At 62.5% G+C, this 11,522-nt stretch carries 16 protein-coding genes and 1 pseudogene; 4 read left to right on the top strand and 13 right to left on the bottom strand.

All coding sequences use genetic code 11. The features are described from left to right. From AAFM29_RS14960 to AAFM29_RS14935, 6 genes and pseudogenes are all read right to left on the bottom strand, one after another. A pseudogene (locus AAFM29_RS14960) lies at positions 1-313 on the bottom strand (1-deoxy-D-xylulose-5-phosphate reductoisomerase); the annotation flags it as partial. Next, on the bottom strand, positions 310-1,023 hold the full coding sequence (locus tag AAFM29_RS14955) for a phosphatidate cytidylyltransferase (protein ID WP_341713585.1): 714 nt from the start codon (positions 1,021-1,023) through the stop codon (positions 310-312). The gene AAFM29_RS14955 and the pseudogene AAFM29_RS14960, both read right to left, overlap by 4 nt. After that, positions 1,010-1,693, bottom strand: coding sequence for a polyprenyl diphosphate synthase (gene uppS, locus AAFM29_RS14950; RefSeq protein WP_341713584.1), 684 nt, complete (start codon positions 1,691-1,693; stop codon positions 1,010-1,012). The genes AAFM29_RS14955 and uppS overlap by 14 nt, the downstream gene beginning before the upstream one ends. Before the next feature lie 25 nt (positions 1,694-1,718). Beyond that, the gene (gene frr / locus AAFM29_RS14945) at positions 1,719-2,276 is read right to left on the bottom strand and encodes a ribosome recycling factor (RefSeq protein ID WP_341713583.1); all 558 of its coding nucleotides are present in this window, start codon (positions 2,274-2,276) and stop codon (positions 1,719-1,721) included. A 29-nt stretch (positions 2,277-2,305) separates the two neighbouring features. Then, positions 2,306-3,022, bottom strand: coding sequence for a UMP kinase (gene pyrH / locus AAFM29_RS14940; RefSeq protein ID WP_341713582.1), 717 nt, complete (start codon positions 3,020-3,022; stop codon positions 2,306-2,308). Positions 3,023-3,100: 78 nt separating this feature from the next. Further along, positions 3,101-3,544 (bottom strand): MarR family transcriptional regulator, encoded by a 444-nt coding sequence (locus tag AAFM29_RS14935; protein WP_341713581.1) that lies wholly within the window; start codon positions 3,542-3,544, stop codon positions 3,101-3,103. Positions 3,545-3,620: 76 nt separating this feature from the next. On the opposite strand from AAFM29_RS14935, the gene AAFM29_RS14930 reads away from it, so the two are divergent. Then, complete coding sequence (locus AAFM29_RS14930; RefSeq protein WP_341713580.1) at positions 3,621-4,268, top strand: glutathione S-transferase family protein; 648 nt, start codon at positions 3,621-3,623, stop codon at positions 4,266-4,268. Positions 4,269-4,493: 225 nt separating this feature from the next. Here the strand turns inward: AAFM29_RS14930 and AAFM29_RS14925 are convergent, their stop codons facing one another. The 3 genes from AAFM29_RS14925 to AAFM29_RS14915 form a co-directional block, all read right to left on the bottom strand. Continuing rightward, a complete protein-coding gene (locus AAFM29_RS14925; protein WP_341713579.1) occupies positions 4,494-4,943 on the bottom strand; it encodes a hypothetical protein in 450 nt (149 codons plus the stop codon). A gap of 103 nt (positions 4,944-5,046) precedes the next feature. Further along, positions 5,047-5,781: a metallophosphoesterase family protein gene (locus AAFM29_RS14920; protein WP_341713578.1), complete on the bottom strand. Its 735-nt coding sequence runs from the start codon at positions 5,779-5,781 to the stop codon at positions 5,047-5,049. A gap of 107 nt (positions 5,782-5,888) precedes the next feature. After that, complete coding sequence (locus tag AAFM29_RS14915) at positions 5,889-6,191, bottom strand: ArsR family transcriptional regulator (RefSeq protein ID WP_341713577.1); 303 nt, start codon at positions 6,189-6,191, stop codon at positions 5,889-5,891. 46 nt (positions 6,192-6,237) lie between these two features. Between AAFM29_RS14915 and AAFM29_RS14910 the strand changes: the two genes are divergently transcribed. Next, complete coding sequence (locus tag AAFM29_RS14910) at positions 6,238-7,125, top strand: PhzF family phenazine biosynthesis protein (protein WP_341713576.1); 888 nt, start codon at positions 6,238-6,240, stop codon at positions 7,123-7,125. 129 nt (positions 7,126-7,254) lie between these two features. Then, positions 7,255-7,674 carry a hypothetical protein gene (locus AAFM29_RS14905; RefSeq protein WP_341713575.1) on the top strand — a complete coding sequence of 140 codons (420 nt, stop codon included), beginning with the start codon at positions 7,255-7,257 and terminating at the stop codon, positions 7,672-7,674. A 244-nt stretch (positions 7,675-7,918) separates the two neighbouring features. Here AAFM29_RS14905 and tsf read toward each other — a convergent pair whose 3' ends face one another. Next, the gene (gene tsf / locus AAFM29_RS14900) at positions 7,919-8,845 is read right to left on the bottom strand and encodes a translation elongation factor Ts (RefSeq protein ID WP_341713574.1); all 927 of its coding nucleotides are present in this window, start codon (positions 8,843-8,845) and stop codon (positions 7,919-7,921) included. 113 nt (positions 8,846-8,958) lie between these two features. Next, positions 8,959-9,711, bottom strand: a complete 753-nt coding sequence (gene rpsB, locus AAFM29_RS14895; protein ID WP_173213913.1) for a 30S ribosomal protein S2 — start codon at positions 9,709-9,711, stop codon at positions 8,959-8,961. A gap of 350 nt (positions 9,712-10,061) precedes the next feature. On the opposite strand from rpsB, the gene AAFM29_RS14890 reads away from it, so the two are divergent. After that, positions 10,062-10,304 (top strand): hypothetical protein, encoded by a 243-nt coding sequence (locus AAFM29_RS14890; protein WP_341713573.1) that lies wholly within the window; start codon positions 10,062-10,064, stop codon positions 10,302-10,304. Here AAFM29_RS14890 and AAFM29_RS14885 read toward each other — a convergent pair. Together AAFM29_RS14885 and AAFM29_RS14880 are read right to left on the bottom strand one after the other, a co-directional pair. Beyond that, a complete protein-coding gene (locus AAFM29_RS14885) occupies positions 10,288-11,112 on the bottom strand; it encodes a phosphatidylcholine/phosphatidylserine synthase (RefSeq protein ID WP_371830757.1) in 825 nt (274 codons plus the stop codon). The genes AAFM29_RS14890 and AAFM29_RS14885 overlap by 17 nt on opposite strands. Next, positions 11,109-11,522, bottom strand: a 414-nt coding sequence (locus AAFM29_RS14880; RefSeq protein ID WP_341713572.1) for a phosphatidylserine decarboxylase, incomplete at its 5' end; no start/stop codon positions are given. The genes AAFM29_RS14885 and AAFM29_RS14880, both read right to left, overlap by 4 nt.

Below are 11,522 nucleotides of genomic sequence, written 5' to 3'. Positions count from 1 at the left end.
AGCCCGCACATCCGACTATCGCCGCCACAGTCATGTCGACCGGTCGCGAAGCCGCCTCGCAAAGAGCGTCACGCCCACCGGCCGCGAGAATGCCCGTGCCAACCAGCGCCTCGCGCAGATCGGGCAAGCGGCTCTCATCTGCCACCACCGCGACTTCGACCGCAAATTCCCGCGCCAGGGCAGCAAGTTCGTGAACATTGCAATTGGCCGTCAGAGCGACGACCCGCCAGTCATCGCGATTGCGCCGGACCAGGTCGAGCGTCGAGGCTCCGACGGAGCCGGTCGCACCAAGGATGGAGATCGTGCGGGTCAACCGGCCCTGCCCAGCAAGACCGCAACCAGCAATGCGACGGGGATCATCCCGTCGACCCGGTCGAATACCCCGCCATGGCCCGGAATCAGGCGCGAGGAATCCTTCACGCCCGCCTTACGCTTGAGCCAGCTTTCAAAGAAATCCCCCGCCTGGGCGCAGACTGCGGCAAGCGGACCGATAAACAGGACCTGGCTCAGGTCGATCATATCGAAATGTGGCAGCATGCTGCCGGTCATCGGATAGCGCACCGCCGCAACCCAGAGCACCAGCCAGAGCGTCGCGCCGATGACAGCACCCAAGAGGCCTGCCCAGGTCTTTGACGGACTGATCGACGAAGCAATCTTCGGCCCGCCGATCGCGCGGCCGGTGAAATAGGCGAATGTATCGATACAAATGACAGCACCGACCACGCCGATGAACAGGGTGATCGGCAGGCGGCTCATGACCAGTCCGGCCGTGCCCACGTAAATCACGCCGAAGGCGATGCCGCCAAGCCGCAAGGCGAGATTGGGTGTCGCCTTCCATACCAGCCGCACCAGTTCACCGAAGGCAACGATGATCACAACCGCGATGAACAGGTCGAGCCAGGGGTCGCCTGCGAACAGCACGCCGATAGCTATTGCCAGCATGACCGCTGCCGAAGCCACGCGTGCCGGCAGGTCGGCATTCTTGCGCGGCAATGCCGCGTCCACTGTTTCAACGTCCCCCAAAGCGCCTCTCCCGATCGGCGAAATCCGCCAGTGCCTGTTGCAGGTGGCCAGGCGTGAAGTCCGGCCACAGCACATCGGTGAAGATCATTTCCGCATAGGCGGCTTGCCACAAGAGAAAATTGGACAGGCGAACCTCGCCGCTGGTGCGGATCAGCAGGTCGAGCGGCGGCAGCGGAGCCGTGTAGAGATGCGCTGCCAGGCTCTCTTCGGTAATCTCACCCTGCGCGGCCGCCTTGCGCGCCGCCTGCACAATCTCCGCCTGCGAACCGTAGTTCAGCGCGACCGCCAGCGTCCGCGAACCCTTACTCGTCTGCTCAAGCGCATCCTCGAGCATTTCGACGATATCGGGTGCAAGCACGCGCCAATCGCCCAGGATGTGCAGCTTCACGTCATTCGCGATGAATTCGGGCAAGTCCGATTTGATGAACTTGCGCATCAGGTTCATCAAATCGTCGACCTCGTCCTCGGGCCGCTTCCAGTTCTCGCTGCTGAAGGCATAGAGCGTCAGGCACTCGATGCTGGTGTCCTTGAGGCTGCGCACCAGCTCGCGCACGGCCTCCACGCCCTTGCGATGGCCCATGGCGCGGGGCAGGTGCTTGCGCTTCGCCCAGCGGCCGTTGCCATCCATGATGATGGCCACGTGCCGTGCGTGCTGCCCTTCCCCGCTCATTATGTTCTTGCCAACCCCAAGCCGCTTACTGGCTCAGGATTTCCTTTTCCTTGGCCTGCGCCGCCTGGTCGGTCTCGCCGACGTACTTGTCGGTCAGCTTCTGGACCTCGTCCTCGGCGCGCTTGCGCTCGTCCTCGGAGATTTCCTTCTTTTTCTCGTCTTCCTTGAGCGCTTCCATGCCGTCGCGGCGGACGTTGCGGATCGCGATCTTGGCCTGCTCGGCATAATTGCCGGCCAGCTTGGCCAGGTCCTTGCGGCGCTCCTCCGTCAGGTCGGGCAGCGGCAGGCGCAGCGTCTGGCCGTCGATCATGGGATTGAGCCCGAGATTGGCTTTGGCGATGCCCTTTTCCACCGCGGTCAGGTTCGACTTGTCCCACACCTGCACGCTGAGCATGCGCGGCTCGGGCGCCGAAACGGTGGCGACCTGGTTGAGGGGCATCATCGCGCCATAGACCTCGACCACTACGGGATCGAGCAGGCTGGTGTTGGCGCGGCCGGTGCGCAGGCCGGAAAGATCGCCCTTCAGGCTTTCGACGGCGCCCTTCATGCGGCGCTCGATGTCGGCTTTGTCGTACTTGGCCATGGCTGGCTTCCTCTGTTCTTTCGTTCAGCTCAGTTGGTGACGACCGTCTGCGTTCCCTCGCCCGCGATGACCCGGGCAAGATTGCCCTTTTCGCGGATCGAGAAAACCACGATCGGAATGTTGTTGTCGCGGCACAGCGCCACGGCGCTGGCGTCCATGACCTTCAGGTCATCCGCCAGGACCTTGCCGTAACTCACTGTGTCAAAGCGCTTTGCGTCCGGGTTCTTCTTCGGATCGCTGTCATAGACCCCGTCGACGCTGGTGCCCTTGAGCAGCGCGTCGCAATTCATTTCTGCCGCCCGCAGCGCAGCACCGCTATCGGTGGTGAAATAGGGAGCGCCGACGCCGGCCGCGAAAATGACGACACGGCCCTTCTCGAGGTGCCGCTCCGCCCGGCGGCGGATTACCGGCTCGCACACCTGGTCCATTTGCACCGCGCTCTGCACCCGGGTCTGGACGCCGATCTGCTCGAGCGCGCTCTGCATCGCCAGCGCGTTCATCACCGTGGCCAGCATGCCCATGTAATCGGCCTGCGCGCGGTCCATGCCCTGCGCCGCCCCGGCCATGCCGCGGAAGATGTTGCCACCGCCGATGACGAGGCAGATTTCGAGCCCCGTATCCTTGGCTGCCTTCACCTCTTTCGCCAGTTCCAGCACGAAGGCCGGATCGATCCCGAACTGCTGGTCGCCCATCAGCACCTCACCCGAGAGCTTGAGCAGGACGCGTTTCATGGAAGACAGGGGCATGCAGAAAACCTGGCGAAGTGGATTGGTCGAGGCGCGGCTTAGCGGCCACGCACCGGGCAAACAAGTAATGATACGGACTCAATCGGCACCTACGCGCAGAAGCAAGCGCCGTAGCATCGCAAGCTCGTCACCCGCCAGCCGCTCCGCAAAGCGATTGTCGAGCACTTCGGCATAGGCGCGCCCTGCCGCTTTCTGGGTCAGCCGGCCCGCCTTGGTCAGCGTCACCAGGCGCGATCGCCCATCTGCAGGCGCCACCGTGCGCTCAACCAGCCCTCTCGCCTCCAACCGGTCAACCAGGCGCGAAGTCTGGTACTGCCGCAGCAGCGTTTCGGCCTCCAGTTCGGATAGCGAGAGCGGCCGCACGGCCCTGCGCAGTTCGAGCAGCGCGTCATATTCCTCGAGAGACTTCAGCCCGTGGCGCCTGAGCGCAGCTTCCGCGTCCCGCCGCACGTCCTGATATGCCCGGACCAGCGCGGGCCATGCCCTCGCCGAATCGCCATCTGCAACCTGCGCATTCCCCACCAAGACGCCCCACCCCTTGTCGTCGCCTGTTCCATATTTATATGCAAATGCATCTAAATTCAACGAGTGACCCGAAATGCGCCTGATCAGCCACAAGCTTTGCCCCTATGTCCAACGCGCCGCGATCGTGATGCTGGAGGCGGGCGTGCCGTTCGAACGGGTCGATATCGACCTCGGCAACAAGCCCGACTGGCTCCTGGCGATCTCACCCTTGGGCAAGACCCCTGTGCTCGACGTGGACGGCACGGCGCTGTTCGAAAGCCAGGTAATTGCCGAATATCTCTACGAGACCGCGGCCCCGGCACTCCACCCCGCCAACCCGCTGGCACGCGCGCGGCAAAGGAGCTGGATCGAATTCGGCTCGACGCTGCTCAACGCGATCGCCGGCCTCTACAACGCACCCGACACGGCGGCGTTCGAAGCGAAGCGTGCAGAGATCCGCACCAAGTTCGAACGGATCGAGCCCGAAATCGCCGGTCCCTTCTTCGAAGGCGAGCAGTTCCGCCTTATCGACGGCGTCTGGGCGACGGCGATGCGCTATTTCGACGTCATCGAGGCGCAGTTGCCGCTCGGCGTGACCGACGGACTGCCGCGGACCTCAGCCTGGCGCGATCGCATCATGCAACGACCATCGGTGCAAGCCGCCGTGTCCGAGCAATATCCCGACCTGCTCATGAGCTTCTTGCGAGCCCGCAATTCGGAGCTGTCGCGGTTGCTTTCATAGGAGAGATCGAAGCGACTCGATGCTAGGTGCTGGCAATGTCCCATTCGACATCTTCGACTGGCACGTGAGAACAAATCTGGCTTGGCATTCATGGGACAGAATGCGCCTGCCGCAGGGCGTCACTTCGGGTTGTTCACGCATCAACGATCGCGCCAAAATCTGCTAGATCCTGACAAAACCTGCATACTGGGCAGCATTCAAAAGACGGTTGGAATGGAGGCGTCTTCAGAACGGCGCCGGCGGCTTGTAAAGCAGAGTTATTTGGTGAATCTCGCCGGTGTATCCCAAGAGCACTTCGATCTCCCAGTAGGCTTTCCCCAAGCCTTGGGGAGTGTAACTCAAGACGAAGGACTTCCAGTCTTTTCTGGCGGAACTCACTTTTTTGACTTCCCAAACGTCATCGAATGGTACGTCTAGGAAGACATCAATCGGTGCAATCTTTGCCTCATCGTATGAGGCTACCGATCCAGCCAACAATAGGAATGGCTGGAACCTCTTCCGTCTTAGATTCTCCTGGGCTTCTTTGACTTTCGAGATCAGAGCTTCTGCTTCATCCGTTGATACACCCACCAGTTGCTGACCAACGCGCGAGCTTGAATCGACTTCATGCGCGGCAAGTGGACCGACAGCGGTGCATGACCCCGCAACCGCAAGGAGGAAGATCAATACTTTCATAGTATTAGTCTACCTAACTTGATCGGCCACCGCAATCAGCCCGGTACCTGGCCGGATGCGCGCAGCGAGGCGGTCACAAAGCTGAGCGCACGCCTGCCAGGAGTCAAACAAGCCCGGTACGCAAGGCCCTCGCCCATTCGGGGCGGCCATGCGCTTCTGCGTCGCGGGCGGCCTGCTCCCAGTCATAGGTCACCATGTGAAAGCTCGCTTCCCAGCGACCGCTGTCATCGGTCACGATTGCGTAGCGCGCGTGTGGTGTCCCGTTTTCGATGACGTGCGGAAATGGATGCACATCGTCATAGGCCGGCAAGCCAACGCTGCCCGGGTTCACGATCAACCGCCCGTCCTCGAGTCGAACCGCTCTAGGAACATGGGTATGACCGCAAAGGATGAGTGGAGAAGCCGTTGCCCCCGCCCGCTCCGTCACTTCGTCCAGCGTGGCCGGGCGCAGGCCCTGTTCCGTCACTGTCTCGAGGAAATAGGCAAGGTCGCTGTCCGGCGTGCCATGAACCAGCAAAACCTCTTCGGAGAGCTGGAGCGTCGCGGGCATATCCGCAAGCCACGCAATCTGGTCATCGCGCATCGTCGCCCTGGCATGCTGGTCCGATAATCCCAGCCGCTCATACGTCCCAGTCAGAACCTGTCGCTCGTGATTTCCGCACACGGTCGGCAGGTCGAGCGGCATGAGGCGATCGGCCGTCTCTTCGGGCCACAGCGAACCGGAGCAAATATCGCCAAGATTGACGATCTCATCGACCGATTGGCTATCGACATGCGCAAGCACTGCATCAAGCGCGGCGATATTGCCGTGAATATCGGAAATGACTGCGATTTTCATTGTCGGCGGATAGCGAAGTGCGCTGCCCGACGTAACCCCGCTTGTCCGGTTTCGATGATGTCGGTGCCCCGGCTTCCAAATGCCAGACCGTTTCGAATCCTTCCCGCTTACAAACCTTCGGCGAGCGCCTTTCCGATTTCGGCAATCCGCCCCTCATTGCGGCGGTAGAAGGTCCATTGCTTGATCCGCTTGGGCGTGACGAAATCCGCCTCGACCAGCAGCCGCATATGCTCGCTGAGCGTCGACGGCGTCAGCCCCAGCTTCTTGGCGATCAGCACCGCGCACACGCCGTCTTTCACCAGGTCGCCGTCGACCTGCGGCGGGAAATTGGCGACCGGGTCTTTGAGCCATTCGAGGATCTGCAGCCGGTGCGCATTGGCCAGGACGCGGTAGATCTTTTCGCCTTGCATTTCGTTTTTTTGCCAACTACCGAACCGCGCGTCAAGAGGAGGTTCCATGGCATCCGTGCGTTTCGAAACCGTCGACGTGTTCACCGACCGCCGCTTTGGCGGCAATCCGCTGGCCGTGTTCGTCGAAGCCGACGCGATCGACAATGCCACGATGCAGGCGCTGGCCGCCGAGATGAACTATAGCGAAACGACCTTCGTCCTTAGGCCAGCCGATCCCGCGAACGATGCCCGCGTGCGGATATTCAACCGCAAGCATGAAATGCCCTTCGCGGGCCATCCAATGATCGGAACCGCATTCGTCATGGCGCGGATGGGCATGATCGATGGCGCCACGGCACGGCTCGAAATCCCCGCCGGGATCGCCAGGGTCACGCTGTCGCGCGATGCGAACGGCTCACCTGTCGGCGGTACGGTCGAGGCCCCGCAGCCGGTGGCCATGGGCATGGAGTTCCCGCACGAGCGCATCGCCGAATGCCTGCAGATCGCGGCGACCGACATCGTCGCGACTACCCATGCCCCCATCTTCGCGACCTGCGGCAATCCCTATATCTTCGCCGAGATCGAACGCGACGCCGTGGCGCGCTGCACACCCGATCTGGCGGCCTTCCATCGCGCTGCCGATGACTATCCTGAGCTCAACGGGCGCTTCTCGCTGTTCGTCTATGCCCGCGAAGAGCGAACCTTGTGGGCGCGCATGTTCGCGCCGCTGGCCGGAACCTGGGAAGATCCCGCAACGGGCAGCGCCAACGCGCCGCTGGCCGGCCTGCTGCTCGATCGGCTGGGCGGCGACGAAATCGACTTCACCGTGCACCAGGGGCTGGAGATGGGCCGCCCCAGCCTGATCGCCTCGCGCGCATGGCGCGTCGGCGCAGAAATCAGAACCAGTGTTTCGGGGACAAGCGTACCGATCTTCTCCGGCACGTTCGATTTCTGAGTACGCCCCTCGCTAGACCCTTCGGAAGCTCGGGCCATCGCATTGTCCCGTTTCTAGGCAAGGCAAAGATTGCGCGCCGCACCCTTGGCCACAGGTGCTAGTCTGGCTGCATCCATCGTGGGGGTGCATATGAGCAAAGCGCACGGCATGTCGAAGATCGCCTTGGCAGTATTGGCGATCACACTGCCCTTCCCGGCTTCCGCGAGCGAGGACATCACAATCGCGAGAGGCTGGCGCCTGATCGACGAGGTCGAGACGGGCACCTGCCGGGCAGACATCATCGGCAACGGGCTGTTCTACCGGATCTCGGCAGTCGGATTCCGTTCCGGGGAACCCGTGCGGTACCGGCTGACCAACGATGCGGCGCAGGAAATCGATGGGCGGATCCCTGGCGTCGAATACCGGCTAAGCGCGGGTGCAGACGGAACCTTCCGACAGTTCTACATTCCCTTCATCCCCAATCGGACCGGCGGCCGGGTGACGATTTCGCTGACCAGCATAAGCTGCAACATCCAGCTCGGCTTCGATTGGCGGCGGCGGAGCGTATAACATCCAATTGCCGGCGCTTGGCCAAGACGCCGATCGGAGCCGTATTTCCTACTCGAAACGCGCACGCTAGCTTCGCGTCGGTTCTTTCTTTTCGTAATTCCCGCCCCCGCGACGCGCTTCCCCACAAAAAGGCGAGCCCCCGTCTGCACTTCGTCAACAAACTCCCGCCGACTCGACCCGGCACATACGAAAAAGGCCGCCGAAGCGAACTCCGGCGGCCCAATCCTGTAGGAAGCGTTTCCGCTTAGCCGGCAACGGCAGCGGCGACTTCGGCAGCGAAGTCGGTCTCTTCCTTCTCGATGCCTTCGCCCAGCTGGAAGCGGACGTAGTCCACCAGCTCGACCTTGGCGCCAACGTCCTTGGCGGCCTGCTCGACGACCTGTGCGATTGGGGTCTTGTTGTCGATCACATAGACCTGGCTGAGCAGCGCGTTTTCCTTGGCGTACTTGGCCACGGCGCCGTCGACCATCTTGGCCTGCACTTCGGCGGGCTTGCCGCTCTCGGCAGCCTTCTCGGCGGCAATCTTTCGCTCGCGCTCGATCACTTCCGGGTCGAGGCCTTCGGCGGTCAGCGCCTGCGGGAAAGCCGCAGCGATGTGCATGCCGATCTTCTTGCCGAGCTCAGTCAGCTTGGCGGCATCGCCTTCGCTCTCAAGCGCAACGAGCACGCCGATCTTGCCGAGGTCGGGCGCGACGGCATTGTGCATGTAGGGCACGATCACGCCATTGGTGACCTTGACCGTCTTCATGCGGCGAACCTGCTGGTTCTCACCGATGGTGGCGACATTGTTGGTCAACGCTTCGCCGACGGTGCCGCCATTGGGATAGGCAGCCGCCTTGAGCGCCTCGACATCGTCCGAACTCGTGCCCAGCGCAACCTGCGTGGTCTTGCGGACGAAGTCCTGGAACTGGTCGTTCTTGGCAACGAAGTCGGTCTCCGAGTTGACCTCGACGGCAACGCCGCGGGTCGCTTCGACGGCCAGGCCGACGAGGCCTTCGGCAGCGGTGCGGCTCGACTTCTTCTGCGCGGTGGCGAGGCCCTTGGCGCGCAGCGCGTCAACCGCGGCTTCGATGTCACCGTTCGATGCTTCGAGCGCCTTCTTGGCGTCCATCATGCCCGCGCCGGTCTTTTCGCGCAGGGCCTTCACGTCAGCAGCAGTGAATGCAGCCATGGTATAATTCCTTCTCAAATCTCAAGTGCGGGCACCGGGCCAGCTTCGATGAGCGGCCCGGCGCGTAGCTTCGGTATGTGACGGGCGCGTTGCGCGCCCGGTCACCGAAAGGCTCAGGCCTCGATGGCTTCCTCGGGCGGGGTTTCCATCGCGCCGATATCGGCACCCGAATCCTGGATGCCTTCGCCGCGACCCGTGCTCGCCGCCTGGGCGATCGCATCGCAGTAAAGCTTGATCGCGCGGGCCGCATCGTCGTTACCCGGGATCGGGAAAGCGATGCCTTCGGGATCGACGTTGGTGTCGAGCACCGCGACAACCGGGATACCGAGGACGTTAGCTTCCTTGATCGCCAGGTCTTCCTTGTTCGCGTCGATCACGAACATCACATCGGGGATGCCGCCCATGTCGCGGATGCCGCCGAGCGACATTTCAAGCTTGTCGCGTTCGCGGGTGAGCTGGAGGACTTCCTTCTTGGTGAAGCCCGAAGTGTCGCCCGAAAGCTGCTCTTCAAGCGTCTTGAGGCGCTTGATCGACTGCGAGATCGTCTTCCAGTTGGTGAGCATGCCGCCCAGCCAGCGGTGGTTGACGAAGTGCTGACCCGAAGCGCGGGCAGCCTGGGCAACCGCTTCCTGTGCCTGGCGCTTGGTGCCGACGAACAGCACCTTGCCGCCCGAACGCGCGGTCTGCTGGACGAAGTCGAGCGCGCGCGCGAACAGCGGCACGGTCTGCGACAGGTCGATGATGTGGATGCCGTTGCGCGCGCCGAAGATGTACGGCTTCATGCGCGGGTTCCAACGGTGGGTCTGGTGGCCGAAGTGTGCGCCGGCCTCGATCAGTTGCTGCATGGTGACGGTAGGAGCCGCCATAATCATATTCCTTTCCGGTTCTGCCTCTGGAAAGCTGGAACTCGTTGTGCGGAGTGTCCCGCGACGAGCACCGGTATGTGTGCTTTCCATGTGGATTTGCCCGCCTGCGAAACGGCCGGAATTGGCCGAATCCGCTGCGGACCGCGCGCCCTTAGCCGTCATCGAGAGCGAAATCCACCCTCCATTCATCGCAGAAAAGCGAAAGTCCGGCGCGAAAAGCGCTTGACACGTGAGAACAAAAGAGGAACATTGTTCTCATCGCCGGAACGACCGGCGGGCAATCGGGTTTTCCACCAGATATCCCCGGGCTGTCAACAGAGCTTTCGACAGCCGGGCAGGGAGAATTTGCTATGTTCGCATTGTTCCTCGTTGCACTTCTCGCCCTCACCGCCGTTGCGGCGCTGGGTGTGCTTGCCGATAGCGGACTGCGCTGGTGGTCTGCCTTCGGCCAGCTGCAGCGCGAGTTGGCACGCACGGCGGTCGTGGCACCGTTGCCGGAGCTACGCCCCATAGCATCTCTGGGAGAGTGTTCGGGATTTGGCCGTGGCGGCTTGCGCCAGCCAGTGAAGGCCTTGATCAGCCGCGCCGCCTGATCCGCGCATAGCGGACCAGCGTATAGGGCAGCAGCAACAGGTAGCCGACGCAGATCGCGCTGAGCGTCCACCAGGGCTCCACCAGCAGAGCCGCGAAAAGCAGGCCGACGAAGGCCAGAACCTCCAACCTGATCCCGCGGCGCGGGCGCAACGAAGCCCAGCTTGGCGTGGCCATGTTCGAAATCATCAGCAGCGCAATAGCGACGAGCCAGGGCCCCACCAGTAAGGGCTGGCGAAATTCGTCGAGACCGGTCGCCATCCAGAGATAGAATGGTGCGAAGGCCAGACCCGCACCCAGCGGCGCCGGAACACCGGTCAGGAAGCCCAGCGACTTGTGCGGCTGATGCTCGACATCGATCTGCGCATTGAAGCGGGCAAGGCGCAGCGCGCAACAGATCGCAAATGCCAGTGCGGCAAACCAGCCGAGGCGCGGCTCGACCGATAGCGACCACAGATAGAGCACGATCGCAGGTGCCGTTCCGAAACTGAGCGAATCCGCGAGACTGTCGAGCTCCGCGCCGAACCTTGACTGCGCATTGAGCGCGCGAGCGATACGCCCGTCGATCCCGTCAAGCAGCCCGGCCAGGATGATCGCCACCACCGCAGCGCCCCAATTCTCAGAAATAGCGAAGCGGATGCCGGTAAGTCCCGAACACAGCGCCGCCGCGGTTATGGCATTCGGTACCATCGCACGCAGCGAAAGACCGCGCGACCGCCCCATCAGCGGCCGCTCGTCCTCCGCAGCCTTGGGTCCCAGCCGCGCCCGTTCTTCCGGCTCGCCGTGAGCCTCATCGGGCGCCACGCTCATTGCGAAACGCCCTCGATCAACTTCTGAGCCCCGATCTCTGCCAGGATCGTTTCACCGGCGATAATGCGCTGGCCGAGCAATACCTTGGAGTCGGTTCCTGCCGGCAGGTATACGTCGACCCGGCTGCCAAAGCGGATCAGACCAACCCGCTGCCCCGCGCCAACCGTATCGCCGGGCTTTACGAAAGGCACGATGCGCCGCGCCCCCAATCCGGCAATCTGGGTGAAGCCGATCTTGAGGCCATCCATCCGCTCGATCAGGATATGCTGGCGCTCGTTCTCTTCGCTGGCCTTGTCCAGTCCTGCATCGAGGAAACTGCCAGGGATATAGATCACCCTGCGAATTGTCCCTGCAATCGGCGCACGGTTGATGTGCACATCGAACACCGACATGAAGATCGAGATCCGGGT

This window comes from Erythrobacter sp. (assembly GCF_038133525.1).
Taxonomy (GTDB): Bacteria; Pseudomonadota; Alphaproteobacteria; order Sphingomonadales; family Sphingomonadaceae; genus Qipengyuania.
The sequence above is the reverse complement of the archived record's forward strand: the minus strand, read 5'-3'. Positions and strand labels throughout refer to the sequence as shown.